Below are 22556 nucleotides of genomic sequence, written 5' to 3' on the forward strand. Positions count from 1 at the left end.
TCTGTCTGTAGAATAAGCAAGCTGGCTTAACCGAAGCTTAAGCCGTATGTAAAAAGTTTTAAGGTTGATTTAGGAAAGCATGGTACACTGAGGAAGTAATAAATGAAGAGGGAGAAAAATCGATGATTAATCTATTAATAGTAGAAGATGATGCGACACTTTCAGAGAATATAAAAGAAATTTTAGCCGATTTAGGTGACATTACCCAAGTTTACGATGGCGAAGAAGGTTTGTTCGAGGCTGAAAGCGGGATGTATGATTTGATTTTGCTAGATTTGATGCTGCCAGAGAAGAACGGTTATGAGGTGTTAGCAGAAATGCGGGAAAAAAACATCCAGACACCTGTATTGATCTTAACTGCCAAGGACAGCTTAGAGGACAAGGTGACTGGCTTTCAAAAAGGGGCAGATGATTATTTAACCAAGCCCTTTTACCGAGAGGAGCTGATCATGCGAGTCAAAGCATTACTAAAACGCTCGCTGGGATTATTTGCTGAAAATCAGTTAGCCTATAAAAATATCACCTGCAATCTCTCAACTAAAGAAGTGACCGTCAATGATGAGGTATTGCCGATTCAAGGAAAAGAATTCGATCTTTTAGTCTACTTTATCCAAAATAAGGGTGTGATTTTGACCAAAGAGCAGATTTTTGATCGTATCTGGGGCTTTGATTCCGACACTACGCTAACTGTCGTAGAAGTCTACATGAGCCACTTGCGCAAACATTTGAAACCGTCAGGTACCGACCATCTGTTCAAAACTCTGCGGAATGTCGGCTACATCTTACAAAAGGAATGATTCAATGAATACAGAAATTTCGAGAAAACAACGGTTAAAATTTTTCTTCATTAATGTTGCGGCATTTGCGGGAATCTTTCTATTATTAGGCTTTATTACTCTACAGCTTCTGCAAAGCTCAGCCTATCGTCAAACCGATCTTTCTCTGACTCAAATGGCGGAAAATAGCCACCTGATCCAGATGGAGATCAACCGTTATCAGCAGGGCAATCCCTTTTTGGCGCAAATGCCTGACGATCAGCGCATGGATAAAGGTCCTGATGGCAACAATCGCTTCAATACCCAGATCATCCTTTGGTCTAAGGACGGCGAAATTCTGAATAAGGATGTATTAGGTGGACGCTTTACCGAGCTAGAGAATTTAACCTTAGATAAGAAAAATTTGGATTCCGTTCAATCATTAAGCTTAAAAAATACTGGAGAAGCTAGTCAAAAGCTCTCCTTCCATTCCTATACAATTAAAGCAGAGAATGCGGAAAATATCGCCTATATCCAATTTTTATCAAATACCAATCAAATCACGGACTCCATGAAGACCTTCGAGACCACCTTGATTATTTGTATGATCATCTTCTGGCTAATCTCGATTGGTATCAGTTTTTATATTTCAAAAATGAACATGCAGCCGATCATGCACTCGTGGCGCAAACAGCAGGAATTTGTCGAAAATGCCTCTCACGAGCTGCGCACCCCGCTGGCGATCATTCAAAACAGCCTGCAGCAGCTCTTTACCAAACCCGACCACACGATCCTAGAAGAATCCGAGCCAATTGCTCAAGCCTTGAATGAAACACGCCGCATGAACAGTTTGACAGAAGATCTGTTGACTTTAGCCCGCAGCGATTCCAATCAGTTGCTGCTGCAAAAAGAGGCCGTCGATCCTAAAGACTTCATTCAGCAATTAGCCCAGCCTTTTCAAGAGATCGCCGAAATGAACGATAAACAATTCGTTTTGGAAAACTACGCTGATCAGCCTATGCTGATCGATGAAAAACGCATCCATCAAGTACTGGTGATCCTGCTGGACAATGCGCTGAAATATACGGAAGCTGGCGAAAAAATCATTCTGCAATCAGAAATCTCCAATGACAATTGGCTGATTGAAGTCAAAAACAACGGACCATCCATCAGTGATGAAGACAAGAAGCATATCTTCGAACGCTTCTATCGCGAAGACCGCTCCCGCTCCAAAGAAACCGGTGGCTACGGCTTAGGCCTTGCCATCGCTAAGCAAATCATTAATCAACACAAAGGCAAGCTGACCGTACGCGATTGGGAGCCGCGAGGAGCCGTCTTTCAGATCAAACTGCCGATGAAATAGTACACAAAATCAACGGAGCTGTGACAAAAATCCTGTCACAGCTCCGTTTTCTATCTATTTACTTCCACGTACCAATTTCTTCTCCATCGACTACCTCGATACCCGTTTGAAAATCAAACTGATAGTCCTTTGGATTCGTAACGATCAGCATAACTACATCATCCAATCCCGCAGAAGAGATCACTTTTCGATCAAAGCGCAGCAGCAGTTCGCCAGCCTTCACCTTTTGACCTTCGGATACGAGTAATTCAAAGCCCTCATTTGCGAGACTAACTGTATCAAGTCCTACATGGATCAATAATTCAATCCCCTCTTGCGTTTCCAGCCCAATAGCGTGCTGCATCTGCAGATTCGCCGCTTTTATTACTCCATCAACAGGCGAAACGATCCGTCCAGCAGCTGGGTAAATAGCTAGGCCCTCACCCATCATTCCCGTTGAAAAAACCTCATCCTTTACCTCAGTTAAAGGGACAACCTTACCAGTTACAAAAGCATCTAGCTTTTTCTTCTTCTTAAAAAACATTACTACACTTCCTTATACGAAATCAGTTCAATCTTTAATTGCTCCAAACGAGCCTTAACTGCTGGATCAGTGAGAAACGCCACTTCGGCAGTTCGTGGAATCAATAACGAAGAATTCTTTAGAATATAATCATCTAAATAGCCAGGATGGAAAATCATCATATCCACACCGTCGTCATGTAAATTGGCAAGCAGCTTCTCCAATGTACGATAAGGATCATAATCAGCCTGCATCGATTCCATATACAGATAGACCCTCGTTCCATTCATATCGATAAAGGCATCCTCCGTCAAAGAATTCGGCCCCTGACCTTGAGGCAATCCAGAATACTTTAATCCATGCTCCGCCGCAAATTGCTCCATCGCTTTAAAATAATTGGCACTGGTTACCGCATGGCCCTCAAAATAATCCGGTTTTCTGCCAAACAGCTCTAAAAATCGTTGATATTGCGCTTCAATCTCCAGTCTGACCTCTGAAAGAACAACGAAATCTTCCTTTGCCTCTCGATAGATTTTTGACGATTTGAAGTTTCCATCAGCATCTACTAAAGAAGGAATCTTCTCAGGATCAGTCAAAGGTTTTCCAACACAGATATTGGTGTGTTGGCTAAAGGCGATCGGCTCTTTTTTTAACAATTCTACACCATGAAGCGCAGCAGGCATGTTTACCATGACTCCTACACTCTGGATTAAGCCTTCCTTTACTGCTTTTTCAATCCCATAATTGACCGCTTCTGAATAGCCGAGGTCGTCAGCTCTAAACAATACTTTCTTCGAGTACTTCGTCATTTTCTTTTACGTCCTCCTTGATACTTAAAACATAAGTCGCTGCCGCAGATACGACAAAGCCGATCCCGCAGGCAACAAAACCATTGATCATATTGGCATTAGTCCCACCAACAAATGAAATCAAGCAGGCAAAATTCGCCACTGGAATCAAGGTGTAGGCAGTCACTCCCGTCAACCCAGCATAAAGACCGCCGGCAAGTCCACCTGCCATCAGTCCAATGAATGGTTTTCTGTAACGCACACCTAAACCGTAAACACCCGGCTCAGTCACACCGCCGACTAAGCAAGCAGCTAGAAAACTAAAGGCCAACGCCTTTTCATTTTTATTGCGTAAGCGCAAGAAGGAGCCTAGACACATTCCCGCCACACACATGCTGGAAATGATCGCCGCAGGTGTTACCAATGAATCCTGTCCGTTTTGGGCAAAGAGTGTAATCATCGTTGAGATCATCAGCAAATGCATCCCTGTCATTACCAAAAATTGCCACAATGCCGCAATCACTGCTACAGCCAAGAATCCGCCAATCGCATCTAGTGATAACAAGAATTTACTAATATGTTCCCCCGCAACAAATCCTGCAGGTCCTAAGACAATCAACGTGATTGGCAGCATGACCACCATCGTCAACGTTGGCGTAAAGATTGTTCCTAAAGTAGACGGGATTACCTTCTTAAAGAATTTTTCTACATACGACATGATCCAAATCGAAAGAATCATTGGAAGCACCGTGCTGGCATAATTCTGAGTAGCGACTGGAATTCCGAGAATATCAAAAGCTGCTCCATCTGCCGCGATTTGCGTAAACGTCGGATGAAGCAGAATGCCTCCTAAAAACATCCCTAAAACTGGCGTAACGCCAAATTTTTTCGCAGCAGTATACCCCAAGAAAACCGGGAAGAAATAAAATCCCGCGTCACCAACAAACGTCAATAACGTAGCCAAAGAACTGCCCTCATGAATCCAGTTCAGCATGGACGGTCCGAAAACGGCCATGACCATTTTGAACATTGAGGCCGCAATCAGCACAGGAATTAACGGTGTTAGACTTCCTGCCAAATAATCCAAAACCTTATTTCCTAACCCCTTTAAAGTAAAAGGCTCTTTTTCTTCCTTCGCTTCTACTTCTTCCTGCTCCTGCGCTTTACCAGTCAGCTCCAGCAAATTATTGTAGACCTTATTGACAGTTTGACCAATGATGATCTGATATTGTCCGCCAGATTGGACAACACCTAAGACACCACTCGTTGACTTTAAGCTCTCTTCATTCACTTTGCTTTGATCCTTCAGGTTAAAACGCAGACGTGTCATGCAATGGGTCATGTTTGAAATGTTTTCTTCGCCGCCAACATTTTCTAAAATAGTTTGTGCTAGTTCATTATATTTAGTCATCGTTTTTTCTCCTTACATTTTTTTCGTATAATCGGTTCATATGAATCATTAAATAGACTAGTTCATCTTCATTTGATTCAATGCCATAAAATTGTGCAATCAATGTACCAACCTTTTGTGCCAGCTGATAGATTTCCGGGTGCTGCTCCTTGATCGAATCCAGCATCTCCATTCCAGGTCCAATCAGCTCTTCGCCGCTGCGCATCCGCTTCAGGTAATAAAACATGTGCATGCAAAAACGATTATAGTTAAACTCATCACGATCGATCACAATGTGCAGATCCTGCTCAATTAAATTGGTCGTCTGCTGAATAATTTCTTCTATCAATACTTCTTCCTGAGAAATTTTGTACTCCGATTGACTATTGACAAAGTGCATGGTGATACTCGTCAATTCCCCTTTTGGCAAGACGATATGTGTCTGCTCCTGAATCATTTTGACAGCCTTTTCCGCCAAACGACTCTCCTTTGGGTACATCTGCGCAATCTCGTAGGAATAATTCATACGAACATTTTTATAGGTTGTCAGACGTTGAATAGAAAACTGGATGTGATCCGCCAAACTAAATACCAACGTCGGATTCAGCTGCCCATTCAATTCCTCTTGTGCCATGCTGACAATCTCCGCACTCAAATTCAAAATCTCCTCCGGTATTTCCTTCAATAATCCTTCAAAATATTCGCTTAGCTTGTAAAATGTCATAGTAATCTTGTTCAAATCCGTTAACTCATAAGGCGTTTTGGGAAATCCTAATCCTTTGCCAAAAGCAATCAAATGGTTGCCATTGCCATCAATCGCTTCAGCGACATTATTATTAATTTTCTTAATAATCTTCATTAACTCTTCCGCCTTTCCAATAAAAAAACTCTTTGAGCGCGCACTACACCCTCCTTTTTCAAAGAGAATGGTAATGCCTCAAAGAGTAACAATCCATTTTTATTTAATTTTCACTATAAATCATAGTTGATTAATAAAACGTTGTCAATATATGACTCAATTTTATTTATTCAAAATCTTTACGTGTTCTAAAAAAAGAGACAAGGTTATAGTTCCTCATGCGCCGCAAGCCACTGCTTTACTTCAGCTACTAGCTCCTCAGGATAAGGATAGTGATAATGCTCCGCCAACTTACGTGATAGCCCTTCATACAACGCAATCGTTTCCTGCAACGCACGCCAGCTGTCTGCCGCATCAAAATGACCAAATACACCGTTCAACTGCTGAAAGATATCTTCATCTACCCATTCGTAGATAAAGCGACCAGCATGCCATGTATCATAATTTTCGCCATGGACCATTTTCTCGTACCATTCGATCGTCTGCAGCAGCACCTGTTTAAATTCAGCATCCCGCAGCTTAACAGTCCATAATTCATTCCGTAAAATCTGTTTGCCTAAATACAAGGCAAGAAACCAAAAAGTGTTCACTGTATAATCGAAGGCCTCTGCCGTGATTGGCGAAGCTTTTGGCCATTCAAATTTTTCAGGAATCAGCCGCTGAGCCTCTCCCGTCTTATCCAGCAGCACTCGTGCTCCACGACGAAACCAGTCAAGCGGCTCATTCTTAGCTAACTCGGTTTGATAGTTCGCGTACGAGGTAATCACAAAATCCACTTGAAAGCCGCGTTCAAATAAGGACAGCCACTCCAAACCAGCACCGCTTTCAAATGGGATTGCTGTGTTCAACTTACCAAGATTTTCGATCCAATCCTTCGAATTAAGATACCGCTTCGGATCATCCACATACATTTGGATATCCATATCGGAATACTCATCGGCCCCATGATCAATCCGTGCTCTTGAACCAGCCACATAAGCTACATGAACATCCGACTGCTCTTGCGCCCATTTGACAAAACGCTGTTCGACTTTCTTATAGAACGCTGCACTTTCCATTCCACACCCTCTTTTCTATCGATCATTTTTCGTTAAATCCAGCCAAACTTCCGACAAGCGTTATAGATTCCATCGTCAACATTGCGATCGGTCACATAATCCGCCTGCGCTTTCAGTTCATCCACCGCATTGCCCATCGCGATACTCGTCCAACGCTTGTCAAACATTACCAGATCATTCACATCATCGCCAAAGACCACCACATCCTGCGCTGGTCTGTCAAAATAATCCAAGACATCGAGAATGCCCTGCTTTTTGTTATCATGCTGACACATCGTGTATTCGGGCACGAAACGCAGCTTCGAAAAATTTATCGGTTCAGGAATTAAGTGATCCTGCTCCATCGGTAGCGCCAAATAGAACTTAAAAATATCCGCCGCTTCATCCACATTAAATGCTGGATCAATAAAATAGTCTGTCGGCTCCTGTCTTGGCCCCACCTGTTCTCTAAAGAGATCATTTTTCGCATAGACCTTCTCCGAGTCATCTGTCGCAATCAATACACCGATGCCTTGTTCCTCTGCCTGATGGATCACTGCCAACGCTTCTTTTTTATCTAACGGTGTATTCTTCACCAATTTATTTTTAATCACCACACCCATGCCGCCTGAGCACACCATGTTTTCCAGTCCCAGCTCCTCCAATAAGCCCCGGCACTTATAGTGCGCGCGTCCAGTGGCGATCGAAACAAAATGCCCATTCTCCTCTAAAAGTTCCAGCGCCCGTTTCGCACTAGGCACCACTTGTCCTGTACTACGATCCGTCAATGTCCCATCAATATCAAAGAAAAACAACTTCTTTTCCATTCCTTCACCCGCTCCTTCAGCTTCATCACATTCATTGTAGCATATCCGAAAAAGCAAAGATCAGCTGTTCGATGTTCACGATCAAAAAAAGGCATCAGAAAACTTTTACAGCCTTCCAATACCTTTTATAATTTATTTAATCCTCAGAAACATAGAAACACGTATAATCCGCATATTTCTCGACTTTTACTTGAAAGGCACTATTTGCAGGAACGATAAATTCTTCATTTTCACTAACTGTTTTCCATGATTCCTCATTAGGCAATAAAACAGTCATCGATCCTTGCGTAACCTTCATGATTTCTTTTTTCTGGGTATTGAACGTATAGTCTCCTGCTAACATAAAGCCCAACGTAACATTTTCGCCGTCCTCCAAATGAATCGTACGACTGGTGACCTTCCCATCAAAATAAATATTTGCTTTAGATTCTACATTAACCTTCTCGAACATACATACTCTCCTTTTTTAAAATCTATACATTTCGCGCAACTTTTGTCTTGTAGCTTTTTTGCAGATACGTAAGGCCGGTAAAGATAATGACCACAATCACGATCCACGTAAGAGCAGTAATATCTAGCCCTGTCACAAATTTCGCAGCGATAATGACTCCAATAATTCCTCCAATAGTAATCCCCAAGCTAAGCTTTCTAGCATATTCATTTGTTTTAATGAAATTAATACTAGCAACCGGCATCAATGCGGCACAAGAAGCCGACATGATAGGAAAGGCTACTAGCGGACTCAGCCCTAACATGTAAACCATAGCCATACAAGGCGCATATAGCCCAACACCCATAGTCATCAACGCTCCTAAGGCAAAGTTTCCGACAATCCCAATAATCAACTTAACTCCTGTTAATCCAGTAGCTACATTTCCCTCTCCAAGAATATTGATCATCCCTGTTTGCTTTAACGTCATCAAAATCGCGGTTACAATCAACGCCAATCCCATAACAAATTGTACTCTTTGCTCAGGAAGTCCTGTGACATATCTCGAACCAATCCAAGAGCCAACGGTAGCTGAAGCAACCAATAAAAACAAGGTTAATGGCTCAACCTTTACCACCGTAATGAAAATAAGCGCTTCCAACAAGCATGATAATGCATGGCTGACGTTTAAGGTTCCAGGTAATTTTCGATCGTCATCTAGCTGCCTAGTAACCTTCACCAAAAGTGTCGTTGGAGCAAAAGCACCGATACCTAACGTATCAAAAAAATCAGTAATAAACCCAATACCTATGGAAATAGGCATGCTTTCATCACCCAAATCTTTCCGATGCTTGAAGATGTCTCTGCCGAAGACACTTACATGTAAACCAATGAACCCGATCAATACAACCAATAATACTGTTTTCATACTTTAACTCCTTCTAGAAAATTATTAAAAAAGAGCAGTCATCCCATACGTTTAGTCTGCTTTACGCATTCTATAGGTATGTACGTTTATTTCATACTGCACAATTTTTTACCTCTTTACTAACTCCCTAACCCTCTTGAATACCGCAGCATCTCAACAAATAATTTCATTTAAATGAAATTGAATGAAATAGAACATATAGATTTATTTACAGCTGCTCATTTATTATTGTCCGAAAAAAACACTATCATTATTAGTGATTTCCTGATATACGTAATGTGATTTTTTTAACTTTAACAGATACAAGAAAGAAATCAGCTACTAAAAAGCGCCTAAATAAATCTAAAATAGACTCGTGACAAACAGAGAAAACTGTTGTAAATATGTGATAATTTCACTATAAGCTAGTTTCATCTACTCAAAACATTTGTTAGCACACAGCGTTTCATTATTGTTATATATTTCACATTTACAAAAAAATAAAAAGAAACTATCTCTACTCGATTGAGTCCTTCCAGTTATCCTTGCTGCGACTTTTCATTTGCAATTATAGTCATAAAAAAATAATTTATCAAGACTTTTTTCACTAATATGAATTATTTTACTGTTTTATCCGCGATATTTTCATTTTTATGATCATGCTCTTTTTCGAGTAACCTTGCAGATAGACCAATTTATAAAGTTATCTTTTAAATGAAAAAGTCGCACACTCGTCATTTGAAACAACTATTCTACTTTCTTTTAGGATAAAACAAATACTGAAAAAAATTTAATCCACGAAATCCCGCAAATATGTTAAACTCAGACAAAAGCAAAAAAAGAGGAGAATTCTTGTGACTGAATATACTGGCTTCGACAAAATTTATCGCGACATCGTCATGGATATTATTGAAAACGGCACGGATCAAGATCCTGCCTTGGTTCGGGCAAAATACGCCGATGGCAGCCCTGCTCCTACTCGTTTTATTCAAGGCGTCAACTTTAAGATCACCCCAGCAGACGGTATTCCGATCTTGAAATCAAAACGCGTCTTCCAAAAAACGCCCTTGATCGAATTGGAATGGATCTGGCAAGAATTATCCAACGACGTTACTTGGCTGCAAGACCACAACTGTAAAGTCTGGAATGAGTGGGTTGACGACAACAATACCATCGGCAAAGCATACGGCTATCAATTAGCCAAAAAATGCCGCAAGCTGCCAGACCATGAAGAAAAGCTTAATCAGGTCGAATACGTGCTCCATCAATTAGAAAACAATCCTGGCTCACGACGTATTATGACTAGCCTGTGGGATGTCGATGACCTAGACGAAATGACTCTAGAACCATGTGTCTGGGCAACCAATTGGAAGGTCAATAATGGTGTTCTTGATCTGCATGTTAAACAGCGCTCCGCTGACATGGCATTAGGCCAACCCTTCAACACCTACCAATACGCGGTCCTGCATCGCCTAATCGCCGACCAGCTCGGCTTTGAGCTTGGTACGATGCACTGGTGTATCGATGACGCTCACGTTTACGATCGTCATATCGATGCTTTAAAAGAACAGCTGTCTCAACCAACCCCAGACAGCGAACCAACGCTTGTCTTACCAGATAAATTCGATGAGAATGGCCACAAACGTTCATTCTTTGAACGCCGCTTATCTGATGTGAAGCTGGAAGGTTATGAGCATAACGGTGTGATTAAATACGAGATAGCGGAATAACTAATAGAAAATAGAGTCGCAAAAGATCAAAAATCATTGGCTCTTCGTCAAATCGTGTTGGTGAAGACAAATTTGAATAAAACTTAGTCCGATATGCGGCGCGTTCTGTGCGCCGCATATTTTTTAGTTTTCAAAGATCAGACCTTGTTGTAAATAGATCCGTGCCCGAAAGTTATAAAAGTTGCGATAACCAAACGCAATTCGTTTAATCAGCTTGATCTTGTTATTCAGCCCCTCCGTGACACCGTTTGAGTGGGACACTTTAAAGGCATTTGAAATGCCCGATTGGTAGCGATGGAAGATCGTGAATTTCTTTTTAAACGACTGAGGTAACGTAGATGAAATTGTTTTAAGGGTTTCTTGAAAGCCTTCCGTATCTCGTTTAACGAAATAATAGCGTAATAATTGACAAAAATGATACGCTGTTCGCAATTCTTCGTTGTAGCTTAACAGTTCATCGACGATTTCTGTTTGACTAATTGGTCGTTTAAACAGTCGATGATAATGCCGTTTGAGTGGCTCCAATGTCGTGGAATCTTTGAGTAAGAGTTTCCAATATCGCTTGAGCCGACGGTACTTCTTCTGATTTTCAGAGTGTGAGGTTCGAAAACGATTCATGATCTGGACACGTAATTGATTGAAGCTGCGATTGATGTGTTGGACAATATGAAAGCGGTCAGTTACGATCTCCGCATTTGGAAAGACCGTTTTAAGCAGCTGACAATAGCTGGCATTCATGTCCATCACTAGGTACTTGACCTTTAAACGGGCTTTTCTAGGAAAGCGCAGGAAGTATTGAGTTAGTTTGTAAAGTCTGCGATCTTCAAGGATCGTAAATAGCTGATTGGTTGTCCCATCAACACAAATAAAACTCATGGAACCAGAAACAGACTTCATTGATTTGAACTCATCCATACACAACACCGTTGGAAGGAAGTTCATACGTGGCTGGTAATGCTTCGTTGCTTCACGCAAGATCCGTGTCACCGTCCCATCCGAGACGAAGTACTTCTTAGCGATTAGTTTACGTGATTGATTTTCGTACAGTTCCATGAGAATCGCCTGCTTCAGTTCCTTTGTTAGTTGATGATGTTCATCAACTAAGTCCGTTTTCGCAGAAAAGGTCCGTCCACAATCATGGCAGAGAAAACGGGTACGTTTTAATTCTAAAATAGTTAACTTTTCTTTGACTTTCAACATCTGAGTGCGTGTCGTATAGGAACCGTTGCGGATAATACGAATCGATCCACAGTGTTCACAATGGGAAGGTGAGTCATCCAATCTCCCTTTAATAAACTGCGCTTGAACGCCTTTATATTCTTTTTCAATTAGCCATTCTTCATCAAAAAATAAATGTTTATCTGTTAATCCGAGTAATTTTCTAGTATGATTATCCATTGAGAGACTCCTTTGGTAGGGTGACGTTTTGGTCGACTAAATTTTACCAAAAGTGAGTCTCTTTTTGAGTTGAAACGAAGAAAAAAGTGTTAGTAGAAAATCGCCTTCGATTTTCCACCAACACAAAATATTATAGAACCAAATCATTTGCGACTCTATTTTTATATCTATTCCATCCATTATTTAGCTATCTTACAAGCAACATCTTTCAGATTTTTACCAACTGATAGTACAATGAACCTTTATACAAAAACAGAAAGGTTTGATTACCCTCATGCCCAAAATTGAACGTAAAGCCCATGAAGTAGAAAATGCCATCGAAGAAGATATTGAGATACAGGGAAAAAGATTTCGTGTGTATTTTCAAAACAGATATACGATTCTCTCTCTGGCAGTCGACTTATTAACCGGCTTCTTTTACATCCTCGGCAGTGTCGCAGCCCTAACCTCGATCCCTGATCGAATCGGCATGTACTTTTACCTCGCAGGTTCGATCTTCCTGACCATCCGTCCGATTTTACGAATTATCAAGAATATTTTTATCTACGATGATCTGAAAGCAGAAAAAAAGAAAACGTAACATCACCCTATTTTGCAGAAACGGAAAATTGTATTTCTAAGTAAAAGCTAAAGAACAGTTTCTATGATGAACAGATCGCAAAAATGACGGCATCCCCTTATTTAATTGCTAAAAAGCGGAAGAAAGTCTGTTGCAAAATAAAAAAATGGCTACAGCGAAATTACTAAGCCGCTGTAGCCTATTTCTAGTTTGGATAGTACATATTATAGACAATCGTTTGATTTTCCTCGGTATAGGTCAAAGGTGCCTCTTCGTTGAATGAAATTCTAAAACCTTGCATTTCTGCTACTTGCTCCACTCCCTCAGAATCAAGGTAGACAAGACCTAATGGAAGATATCCAGAAACTTCCAGATTTAATCCACTTGGACCTACCACTTTGGTCCCTACTTCTCCTTCAAGTTCAAGCTTTCCATTATCCGGTATACGGTAATTCGTGTCATATAAGACGAATCCTACCGCCTTCACGCTGGTCCATTTAGGTACCCCTTCTTCGTCTATATAGACATAGAAGTCTCCACCAATGTTTGAAGTTACTTTGCTGAAATCAATGATTACACGCCCTAACTGTTTTTCTTTTTCATACACATAAGTGACTTCTTGTGGCTGATCAGTAAATGTGCCGGTTGCATTTTCTGGAACTTCTTTTAAAATGTAGCCGGTAAACGTCTTTGCTTCTGATGTATATTGCTCACCAACATTTCCGGTTAACTTCTCATCTGGAACGATTGCGACGCCCTCTTCATCAACATAATGAACAATAACATCCGCTCCTTTGACGGGTTCCTTCGTATACACGTAAGTGACTTCTTGTTGTTGCTCAGTAAATGTGCCGGTTGCGTTTCCTCGAATTTCTTTTAAGCTATAGCCAGTAATCGTCTTTGCTTCTGATGTATATTTTTCACCAATATTTCCTGTTAACGTCTCATCTGGAACGATTGTATTGCCATTTTCATCCACAAAATGTACCAATACTGTACCTTCTTTTTTCTCAGGAACCACTGGTGAATCGTGATTGTTGGACGAGTGGATATAGCCGAGATAATCATACTCTGAAACGGAAGTATCGGGTTTAAATGTACTGCCCTTGGCTAGTGTTTCTGTTTTCGCTGCGGGTAATTCAGGTGTTGCTGCTGCCGCAATGCTTGTAAACCCAGTTCCTCCAATAAGCGCTAATACTAGTAGCGCTTTTTTTGCTTGACGGCGTTTCCAAACCAATAGGAGAATACCCGTAGCTAGAAAGATTATTCCACAATAGACAATGGTTTTATTTTGCTTCTGCTCCCCTGTTTTCGGCAGTGTTTTGTAGGTACTTTGCAGAACCTGATGTGTATTTGTTTGCTGCAAAGTTGCTCCAGTAGTTTTATTCGCTTGATTTACCGGCTGTGCAGTTTTTTTCTGATAAATTAAGCGGAAGTTCTCCTCGTCTTGTGTAATTGTCGCTTCTGGCTGTTTAGTAACCAGATTTTTTTGTTCTGTCGGCGACAAGGTATCATATAAAGCGTACTCTGTCGTAACCGTTGCCGTTGATGCTTCCGCAAAACTTTCTGCTACTCCAAATTGAAACACCCCAACAATCATTGAAAGTACGGCCAAACAGCGAATATAATGCTTTCTCATTCCATTTTCTCCTTCACTTATGTTTTTTAATTCCAGAAGCTGCTTCCGCAGTCTGATAGTGATCTTTTACTTGTTTCTTTTCTTGCTTCCTATTTTTCCTGCGAAAAGCAAGCCAGCGAGTATAATAAAGTACCCACAACCCTAACGCTACTACGACAATAGCCAACCCAATGATTTCTAAAAATTTCAAAGTGACCACTCCTATCTGTAGCATGCACTGACTGGTAGTTGAAACGATTGTCATTTCCCTTTCACCTTAGATAGAGCCTGTTTCATACGAACTCGAGATTCTTGCAATAGTACAAATTATTCAATCTGGCGGCTCCGATAATTTGTTTACACACAAATAAAGAAATGGTAGACAAATAAAGAGCCTATTCATTCCAATAAGTAATCCTTTTGTTTTCTAAAGAAAGACTAAGGTTTTAGTGAATCAATTGTGTGAAAAAAAATAAATTCGCTTACCTTAAGAACGCAGTCTTTCATGAGATTCTCAAATTACACCAAATTTAATTTAAAATTACATCATTTTTTTGTTAGAAATAAATACTTATTAAAAAATGTACTTATCTAGCAACAAGCACTACTATTTATAAGTTATTAATTAATTATTTTCAGGAGTCATTTCATTCTTCATGCTATACTTAACTCATCGAAAAAAAGGAAAACGCCTACTACTTACTGGAGGATTGATGAATGAAAACCAAGAAGCAATAAGAGCTGATTGATTCTTTTTTACGCACACTAGACGCTGAAGACAAATCAGTATACCGTGATATTATCGTTTACCTATCCGAACTCGGTTATAACCCCAAAAAGGAACGCTCGCATATCTCATTCAAGCATAGCCGGCACAATAAACAGATCGCCAAAATAGGCATCCGAAACAAAAAAGAGCTCTCTCACTTTTTTGCGCTGCGATTTTCCGCCTGCAACGACTACTCACAAAAATTTGCCGAAATTGTTCGTACCAACATTGAAAAATATCCCAGCAAAACCCCTGGCTGCATCGTCAACTCCTGCGACTATTGCGCCGGTGAACCCGACACACATATCTACAGCTATACCTACCCAGACGGAGAGAAAAAAGCCCATTGCGGAGCCAGCGCACTGGAATTTCCGAATATTTGCGCCGACGATTCCAACGAGATCAAACAGCTTATTAAAGAAGAACATGAGTATTTGTTGAAGCATGAGGCAAAGCGATAAATGAAATAAGCAAGAGCCGCAAACGATTTATTTCGCTTGCAGCTCTTGTTTCTGATGGTTAAAAATTTGAAGTTTCGTGCAAATTTTGACGAAAAACTCTAAAATATGAAGTTTGCTTCAAATTTAACCACGTTCTATCATTTTCTTTTGATTGGCTATCAAAAAAGCTATTTTGGGAATATTAAAAGCAAATCACAGACTTCTTACCTAGTCCTTCATATTCCTCAATTATTAATGCTGAGTAACTCAGATAGCTTTTCAGCACTCAAACTTTCTTTTAATAAGAAGTAGATAACCTTCGCCTTCTAGAACAATTCATTTATGAGGTTTTAGATATAAAACATTTACTATATACATTTGCGCCTTTTCAAGTAAAAGAATTTTTTAAATCAAAAATTTTTAGTAGCAAAACTGATCAATATAAAAAAGCGTAAGAGTTCTGCAAGGAAATCATACGCTAATTTTCAAGATAAATTTCTTAAATTGAATGAAATTTGGCTACTTCTCCTTAGAAAATTTCTCTACACTCTTATCCAAAGCGCTCATCATCAATATAGCAACAGCTGCTCCGGGATCTTTCAATTGCCTTGATGCTTCTCCGCGAGCTGCTGCCCTTCCATGAACGGCAAGCATTGTTGCAGTATTATCGTACCCTTCAATTGCTCCAATCAAGCCGGCTTTAATAGCTTGTTGAGTATTAGTATCCTTTTCAAATGCTTCCTCCATATTATCAATGGCTGGTAAAAGACCATCAATAAAAGTTTTCTCTCCAGGTTTTGCTTTCCCCCGATTCATCACTCCCTCCACATAAGCTCGAAGCAAATCAACGCTTTCTCTATCATCCATGGCATCCTTGCCTTTAAATGCTTTTCCGGCCTGCATAAAGCCGGAGGCCATCAGGGTGCCCATCGTAGAAGGTACAGCAGAAGACATCGCTTTTCCAGCAATGAAAAGTAATTTTCCTAAATCTTTTTCTTTTGATGATCTAATAGCTTCATAAGCTGCTTTAAAGCCCTCGCTCATCGTTAACCCAAGGTCTCCATCGCCTACTTTACTGTCAAGTTCGATCAGATACTCTTTCTTTTCCGTCATGATAATTGTTAATTCGTTCAGGTAATCAATAATAAATACTCGATCCATTTCGTTCACCCACTTTCAGACTTGTTTAAAGAATGGTGTGTTTACCGGCATATCGATATAATTTTTTAATTCATCATCCAATTTCAGTAATGAAATAGAAAAACCAGCCATTTCTAAAGATGTTGCATATTCGCCCACATAATATTTATAAACAACTACACCGGACTCTTTTAGTTTTTCGCTTATTCTGCGAACGACAATGTATTGTTCGTCTAACGGAGTCGCACCTAGTCCATTGACTAAAACCGCTACCACGTCCCCTTGAACATAAGGGATATCTGTTAAGATTTTATCCAACAGTTCATCAACAATTTTATCGGCGGGTTCCAACGGACCACGACGAAATCCTGTTTCTCCGTGAATTCCCATACCAATTTCCATTTCATTTTCTCCAATCGTAAAGCCGGCTTTTCCGACACGCGGAACAATACATGGAGTGAGAGCAACTCCCATTGTGCGAACATTAGCTGCTGCCTTCTCAGCCACGCGTTTCACTTCATTAAGACTTAACATCGCCTCCGCCGCTGCTCCAGCACATTTGTAAACAAAGAAAATTCCCGCGACACCTCGACGTTTATTTTTTTCGTCTGGAGAAGCCGATTTTTCTGTTGCGACATCATCTCCAGCCACCACACTCTTCACTTCGATCGCATCCTCAAAGTCCGCCATTTCTGCTGCCATGTCGAAGTTGAAAATATCCCCATTATAGTTACCATAAATGTATAAAACGCCTGATCCCGAATCGATTTCTTTAGTAACGTTATACATTTGCTCTGGACTAGGGGATTGGAAAACATCTCCAATCGTGCAGCCATCCAACATTCCTTCGCCAACATAACCTAAAAATAAGGGCAGATGTCCCGAACCTCCTCCCGTTGCAAGGCCGACCTTTCCTGCTTTTTTGACTTTGGACACGTAACAATGCAGATCATCACCAGTATATGTGACCATATCCGCATGCGCAGCATAGATTCCTTCCAGCATTTCTGTAACATAGTTCTCAGGAGCATTAATGATTTTTTTCATAGTCTTTTGCTGTCTCCTTCCTAAGATATTTATTGATAAAGCGAAAAACAGTGACCGAGCTTTTTAAACCGATCACTGTATTAAGATATTTATTCCATATTTGCGTGACGGTAATCCATATCTGCCTGTTCCTGTTTCGTTGCTTTTTTCAAATCAACGATCATGCTGTCATAGACCAACCATGATAATTGTTCAAAAGAAGAACCATTTGGTTGAACAGATGGCGCTTTTTCTACTGCTTCTTCGCGAGAGGAAATTCCTGGAATTCGAATATAGGCATCAGCCATCGAACCGATCGTATTTTCAGGGTGGATCGTAACCGTCGCCAACAACGCACCTTCACTTTTTGCCTTTTTCGCCATTGTGAACAAACTTTCCGTTTTCCCAGATCCAGAACCGATGATTAACAGATCACCTTTCCTAATAGAAGGCGTCGTTGGTTCCCCCACAAAATTTGAATCAAAGCCTAAATGCATCAGGCGGTTCGAAAAAGCCCGAGCAGCAAAGCCGGAACGGCCAGCACCAACAATAAACACCCGCTTCGCCTGTAGGATCAGCTCTTCGATTTTCGCTAATTGATTATTGTCGACTTGTTTTGCATCCTGAGCCAGCTCTTCAATGATCGCCAGCAAGTTTTTACATTCAACCATTTTATTTTCCTGCCTTCATATGTTCATTGATCGCTTCTTTAATTAAGCGTGCTTCCTCGACTGGATTTTCTGCTCGTGTGATTCCCGTTCCGACAATAATAATATCTGGATCTAATTCCACATATTTCTGGATTGTTTTACTATTGATTCCACCTGCGACGGCGATTTTTGCCTTTTTTGCGTGTTTGGTCATCACCTTCAGATCATCTAAAGGTGTACGTCCTAATACCTGCACATCTGCGCCGGTATGAACAGCCAAAACATGAGCTCCAATCTCTTCTAATTCCTCAATTCGTTTCGGCATATCCTCTACGCAGATCATGTCTACAACGGTTTGCTTCTTGAAATCATCTGCTGCCTTAATACAGCCTTTGATTGTTACTAAATCACTAACACCTAATGCCGTAACATATTCTGCTCCTGCTTCAAATCCCAACTGAGACTCATAATAACCGCCATCCATGATTTTTTCGTCCGATAAAATTTCTTTTTCAGGAAACTTTTCTTTGAAGCGGCGTACTGCCTCCATACCCGAATCAATGACAAAAGGAGTTCCAATCTCAATAATGTCTACATAATCAGCTACCTGCTCCGCAAAATCTAATGCATCCTCTAACTTGTGTTCGTCCAATGCTAACTGTAATTTCATTTCTTACGCTCCTCAACTGTATTCTTTAGTAATTTTTCATTCCCACAGGATTCCCTGTCACATCCAGCAAATCCTTAATTTCTTCATCTAAGTCAACCAACGTCAATGAAGCCCCAGACATATCCAACGATGTTACAAAGTTTCCAACATAGACCTTATGAATGTTATGGCCTTCTTCCTTCAATATTTCCAAGACTTTTCCTATCAGGATATACTGCTCCATCAACATCGTACTGCCTAATCCAGACAACATGACGGAAAACTCCCGCTCATCTTCAAAGGCGAAATCTTCTAATAGTGTCCCCACCATTTCTTCTGCGATGGCATCTGCATTTTTCAGTTCTTCTTTACGAATTCCTGTTTCTCCATGATGACCAATCCCAAACTCCATCATTCCTGCTTCAATTTCAAAATTAGGTTTACCGACAGCAGGAATCACACACGGCTCCAGACCGACACAGATACTGCGGGTACGATCAACAACCTTTTGAGCAACAGCGATTACTTCATCTAAACTAGCACCAGCTGCTGCTTTTGCACCACCGACCTTCCACATGAAGTAACCACCGGCGATACCATGACGTTTTTCCTTCGTTTCTTTTGGCGAAGATGCGACATCATCTGTGGCAACTACGTACTTGACTTCAATATCATCATCTTCTGCCATTTGAATTGCCATTTTTACATTCATGTTGTCTCCAGCATAATTACCGAATAAACAGGCGACACCTGCCTCCGTATCTGCTTCAAGCATTGCATCATAGAAAGCTTGAGCTGGTGGAGAAGCAAATACCTCGCCAATCGCTACCGCATCCAGCAGCCCCTCCCCCGTGTAGCCTAGAAAAGCTGGCTCATGACCACTGCCTCCGCCTGTAATCACCCCGACTTTTCCATTCCGCTTTTCCTTTTTCATAACAACATGATCATTGGCCTTGGCTAGTTCAACCTCAGGATTAGCCAAAACAAACCCCTTCAACATGTCCTCAACAACATAATCCGGATCGTTCACAAAACGCTGCACAAAATCTCCTCCTTTTCTTCTCCTTTTTCTTTTCCTTTATAGTAGCTCTTTGATTCCATCTGCTAATGCTTCTAATATCAAATAGCATGAGGTCGCTCCAGCGTCCTGATGACCAATAGAGCGGTTCCCGATCCGACTTGCTCGACCAACTTTGGTGGACATCTGCTTCGTTGATTCCAGTCTAACCTCTGCATCCTTAAGCATTTCCTCCAAGCAATCCGCAAAGCTATTTTCTACCAATTGTGATTTATATGTCTCTACTGCTGGTATCAGCACATCCATCAAGGTTTTATCCCCGATCTTCGCCTCTGTTAGCATAGCGATATTTTGATAGGCCTTCTCTAGCATCACACCGAAGACCTCTTTTGTGATTTCTGTTTCTTTTCTCGAGGCCACACTTAATCCGCGAAAAAAACTTCCATATAAAGGCCCCATCGATCCGCCGATTTTATTGACTAACACTCCGCTAATGATTTTGAACCCTTCACTCATGTTGAATTGAGCCTGACCCTCGATTTCCTTTTCTGCCATGGTGAAGCCCTTATTCATATTGATGCCGTGATCTCCATCACCGCCAACACTATCGACTTCGCTCAGATACTCCCGATTCGATTTGATTGTCTCGATGACCTTTTCGACTACAGACACTCCAGCTTCATTCGTAAACGATTCTTTCATCGAAGTTCTCCTTTTTGCTTTTGTAGCTGTTTATATTTTTGTACGACTTTTTGATGCATTGATCCTTCTGGCATCAGTTCAGTGTAGCGAGTAATCGCAGCAGAAATTCCATTTTTCTCAACGTAGACTAACAACTCTCTCGACTGCTGATCGTCAGGATTGTCAAAAAGGAATACCGCCGCAATACCTTCCAGCAGGCGATCATTTGTCAATTGATTTTTTTCACATTGATTGACAGGTCCGACTAGTCGTTCATTCGGCTCCAGCTTGCGAATCGGCGAGCGGCAGACACGAGCAACCGTGTCGACTACGCCTGGTGTTTGAAAGCGTCGAATCGCAAAATCAATATAGCTTTCCAAATCCTCTTTCGCGAAGCCGTATTTTTTTATTAATAAGCTGGCAGATTCACCCATTACTTCTCGAGTAGCCTCTACTAGTTGTTCATCAGCAAAGATATCTGACATTACCTTATAACCTTTGATCGCCCCAACATATCCAGACCAAGCATGGCCGCAATTGATGATATAAAGCTTACGCTCAATGTATTTCACCAAGTTATCCGTATATTCTGCACCCTTAATCGGTAAGCTCGTAGGATCGACCAATTTATTGCGTTCAATTGCTAACTCAAAGTCCACACCAATGTTGATCACCTTTTCTCCATTTCGCTCATCCTCCAGTACCATTCGATCCACAGCGGTATTCGGAAAGGTCGCGACCTGCTCTAGCTGTTCCTCGGTCAACTGTCCCAACTTCAGGATCTCTTTTTTCAAGATTTCACTGTTGAACATAGCATTCTCACAAGCCAAAACATTGATTCTTTTCTTTGATAGTAAGAAGCGTTGATATAAGCCTTCAGAAATCGTCGGTGCTACTTTTGACAGGTTGTCTGCCCATACAGCGGTCGTAAGAATATCTGCCGAGACGATCTCTTGAATCACTTGTTCTGTCTCTTTAATCGGGGATAAAGCTTTTACTCGGTCGATCGTTTTTTCTTGATAATGCTCTTCGATTACATATAGATGATACGAATGAGTCTGATTAATCTGATGATTCAGCTGTTCGTTGACATCTACCAACGTAATCTCATAGCCAGAATCATGAAGCAAATCAGCGATGAATCCTCTGCCAATGCTACCTGCACCAAAATGTATTGCCTTCATTGTCGCTTACCTCTCTTTATTAAAGTATGCCAGTGATTGCTCCAATTAATGAAATCGCCAAAATAATCAGCATGATCGCAACCATATTTTGATTTTTCTTATTCAACCACCAATAGATGCCTAATACAGCAAGAAGCGGAAGTAGCCCAGGGACAATACTATCAATGATATTTTGCACAACGAAGGGTTCGTTGCCTTTTCCGAACGTAAATTTCAACGGCGAGCTTAACGCAACATAGTTTGAGGAAAGTGCGCCCATCATAAAGAGTCCTAGAGTACTAGCAGCATTAATTAATTCCTTAATTCGTCCTGAACTCAAAATTTCACGAATCGATGCACGTCCCATCTTATAACCGTAAACAGACAGTTTTGTACCGATTGCGATTTGAATAATTGGAAGCAGAAGAAGAACAAACGCGCCAATGGCATTCCCGCTGGCTGACAAGCTGGCTCCTAATGCAAAAATAATCGGTTTTAATGTCGCCCAATCGATCGAATCGCCTACCCCAGCTAACGGACCCATCAATCCAGTCTTCAAACCAGTAATCGCATCATCTTCGATCGGCTCGCCATTCGCCTTTTGTTCCTCCAGTGCAATAACGATTCCATTGATGGGTGATCCAAATACAGCCTCTGTATTATAAAAAACTAAATGACGCTGTAAAGCCGCCTTCATATCCTCCTTATCTGGATAGATTTTTTTGAAGATTGGAATCAATGAATAGCAAAAGCTAAGAGCTTGAAGTCGTTCATAGGAAATTCCAACTTCACAAAACATGTAATAGCGAAGCCAAGCATTTCTAACATCTTTTTCAGAGATTAATTTTTCTTCCATT

Annotated in this window: 23 protein-coding genes; 4 read left to right on the forward strand and 19 right to left on the reverse strand. The window is 40.9% G+C overall.

Annotation, left to right across the window (positions count from 1 at the left end; all coding sequences use genetic code 11):
- Nucleotides 1–122 precede the first annotated feature (122 nt).
- Nucleotides 123–797 carry a response regulator transcription factor gene (locus IGI52_RS22510; RefSeq protein WP_154059540.1) on the forward strand — a complete coding sequence of 225 codons (675 nt, stop codon included), beginning with the start codon at nucleotides 123–125 and terminating at the stop codon, nucleotides 795–797.
- 4 nt (nucleotides 798–801) lie between these two features.
- Complete coding sequence (locus IGI52_RS22515) at nucleotides 802–2118, forward strand: sensor histidine kinase (protein ID WP_438782455.1); 1317 nt, start codon at nucleotides 802–804, stop codon at nucleotides 2116–2118.
- Between the two features lie 58 nt (nucleotides 2119–2176).
- On the opposite strand, the gene IGI52_RS22520 is transcribed toward IGI52_RS22515, so the two are convergent.
- The 8 genes from IGI52_RS22520 to IGI52_RS22555 form a co-directional block, all read right to left on the reverse strand.
- Nucleotides 2177–2641 carry a PTS sugar transporter subunit IIA gene (locus tag IGI52_RS22520; RefSeq protein WP_016178001.1) on the reverse strand — a complete coding sequence of 155 codons (465 nt, stop codon included), beginning with the start codon at nucleotides 2639–2641 and terminating at the stop codon, nucleotides 2177–2179.
- Nucleotides 2642–2643: 2 nt separating this feature from the next.
- Nucleotides 2644–3429: a ChbG/HpnK family deacetylase gene (locus tag IGI52_RS22525; protein WP_016178000.1), complete on the reverse strand. Its 786-nt coding sequence runs from the start codon at nucleotides 3427–3429 to the stop codon at nucleotides 2644–2646.
- Nucleotides 3398–4819 carry a PTS transporter subunit EIIC gene (locus IGI52_RS22530; RefSeq protein ID WP_438782456.1) on the reverse strand — a complete coding sequence of 474 codons (1422 nt, stop codon included), beginning with the start codon at nucleotides 4817–4819 and terminating at the stop codon, nucleotides 3398–3400. The genes IGI52_RS22525 and IGI52_RS22530 overlap by 32 nt, the downstream gene beginning before the upstream one ends.
- Nucleotides 4812–5657 carry a PRD domain-containing protein gene (locus IGI52_RS22535; protein ID WP_154059542.1) on the reverse strand — a complete coding sequence of 282 codons (846 nt, stop codon included), beginning with the start codon at nucleotides 5655–5657 and terminating at the stop codon, nucleotides 4812–4814. Before IGI52_RS22535 ends, IGI52_RS22530 begins: the two co-directional genes overlap by 8 nt.
- A 206-nt stretch (nucleotides 5658–5863) precedes the next feature.
- Nucleotides 5864–6715 (reverse strand): aminoglycoside 6-adenylyltransferase, encoded by an 852-nt coding sequence (locus tag IGI52_RS22540; RefSeq protein WP_154059543.1) that lies wholly within the window; start codon nucleotides 6713–6715, stop codon nucleotides 5864–5866.
- Nucleotides 6716–6747: 32 nt separating this feature from the next.
- A complete protein-coding gene (locus IGI52_RS22545) occupies nucleotides 6748–7521 on the reverse strand; it encodes an HAD family hydrolase (RefSeq protein ID WP_176673109.1) in 774 nt (257 codons plus the stop codon).
- Between the two features lie 136 nt (nucleotides 7522–7657).
- Nucleotides 7658–7972, reverse strand: coding sequence for a pyrimidine/purine nucleoside phosphorylase (locus IGI52_RS22550; RefSeq protein WP_049221973.1), 315 nt, complete (start codon nucleotides 7970–7972; stop codon nucleotides 7658–7660).
- Between the two features lie 22 nt (nucleotides 7973–7994).
- Complete coding sequence (locus IGI52_RS22555; protein WP_049221971.1) at nucleotides 7995–8879, reverse strand: sulfite exporter TauE/SafE family protein; 885 nt, start codon at nucleotides 8877–8879, stop codon at nucleotides 7995–7997.
- Nucleotides 8880–9712: 833 nt separating this feature from the next.
- Here IGI52_RS22555 and thyA point away from each other — a divergent pair.
- Entirely contained in the window at nucleotides 9713–10588 is an 876-nt protein-coding gene (gene thyA, locus IGI52_RS22560; RefSeq protein WP_049221969.1) for a thymidylate synthase, read from the forward strand.
- A 123-nt stretch (nucleotides 10589–10711) separates the two neighbouring features.
- On the opposite strand, the gene IGI52_RS22565 is transcribed toward thyA, so the two are convergent.
- On the reverse strand, nucleotides 10712–11986 hold the full coding sequence (locus IGI52_RS22565; RefSeq protein ID WP_016252589.1) for an ISL3-like element IS1476 family transposase: 1275 nt from the start codon (nucleotides 11984–11986) through the stop codon (nucleotides 10712–10714).
- Between the two features lie 274 nt (nucleotides 11987–12260).
- Between IGI52_RS22565 and IGI52_RS22570 the strand changes: the two genes are divergently transcribed.
- Entirely contained in the window at nucleotides 12261–12566 is a 306-nt protein-coding gene (locus tag IGI52_RS22570; RefSeq protein ID WP_049221966.1) for a YrhK family protein, read from the forward strand.
- A gap of 184 nt (nucleotides 12567–12750) precedes the next feature.
- On the opposite strand, the gene IGI52_RS22575 is transcribed toward IGI52_RS22570, so the two are convergent.
- The 10 genes from IGI52_RS22575 to IGI52_RS22620 form a co-directional block, all read right to left on the reverse strand.
- Entirely contained in the window at nucleotides 12751–14184 is a 1434-nt protein-coding gene (locus tag IGI52_RS22575) for a MucBP domain-containing protein (RefSeq protein ID WP_438782457.1), read from the reverse strand.
- A gap of 13 nt (nucleotides 14185–14197) precedes the next feature.
- Nucleotides 14198–14374, reverse strand: a complete 177-nt coding sequence (locus IGI52_RS22580; RefSeq protein WP_227656426.1) for a hypothetical protein — start codon at nucleotides 14372–14374, stop codon at nucleotides 14198–14200.
- Between the two features lie 1517 nt (nucleotides 14375–15891).
- Nucleotides 15892–16533, reverse strand: coding sequence for a dihydroxyacetone kinase family protein (locus tag IGI52_RS22585; protein ID WP_102873245.1), 642 nt, complete (start codon nucleotides 16531–16533; stop codon nucleotides 15892–15894).
- 15 nt (nucleotides 16534–16548) lie between these two features.
- Complete coding sequence (locus IGI52_RS22590; protein WP_207486567.1) at nucleotides 16549–17559, reverse strand: dihydroxyacetone kinase subunit DhaK; 1011 nt, start codon at nucleotides 17557–17559, stop codon at nucleotides 16549–16551.
- A gap of 89 nt (nucleotides 17560–17648) precedes the next feature.
- The gene (gene hxlB / locus IGI52_RS22595) at nucleotides 17649–18209 is read right to left on the reverse strand and encodes a 6-phospho-3-hexuloisomerase (protein ID WP_438782458.1); all 561 of its coding nucleotides are present in this window, start codon (nucleotides 18207–18209) and stop codon (nucleotides 17649–17651) included.
- A gap of 1 nt (nucleotide 18210) precedes the next feature.
- Entirely contained in the window at nucleotides 18211–18858 is a 648-nt protein-coding gene (gene hxlA / locus IGI52_RS22600) for a 3-hexulose-6-phosphate synthase (RefSeq protein WP_048718622.1), read from the reverse strand.
- Between the two features lie 25 nt (nucleotides 18859–18883).
- Complete coding sequence (locus IGI52_RS22605) at nucleotides 18884–19879, reverse strand: dihydroxyacetone kinase subunit DhaK (protein WP_438782459.1); 996 nt, start codon at nucleotides 19877–19879, stop codon at nucleotides 18884–18886.
- Between the two features lie 36 nt (nucleotides 19880–19915).
- Nucleotides 19916–20557, reverse strand: coding sequence for a dihydroxyacetone kinase subunit DhaL (dhaL, locus tag IGI52_RS22610; protein WP_438782460.1), 642 nt, complete (start codon nucleotides 20555–20557; stop codon nucleotides 19916–19918).
- Nucleotides 20554–21720, reverse strand: a complete 1167-nt coding sequence (locus IGI52_RS22615; protein ID WP_438782461.1) for a mannitol-1-phosphate 5-dehydrogenase — start codon at nucleotides 21718–21720, stop codon at nucleotides 20554–20556. The genes dhaL and IGI52_RS22615 overlap by 4 nt, the downstream gene beginning before the upstream one ends.
- A gap of 19 nt (nucleotides 21721–21739) precedes the next feature.
- Nucleotides 21740–22555, reverse strand: a complete 816-nt coding sequence (locus IGI52_RS22620) for a PTS system mannose/fructose/sorbose family transporter subunit IID (protein WP_438782462.1) — start codon at nucleotides 22553–22555, stop codon at nucleotides 21740–21742.
- Nucleotide 22556 lies beyond the last annotated feature (1 nt).

The sequence above is a fragment of the Enterococcus sp. DIV0187 genome (assembly GCF_051713785.1).
GTDB lineage: Bacteria > Bacillota > Bacilli > Lactobacillales > Enterococcaceae > Enterococcus_A > Enterococcus_A avium.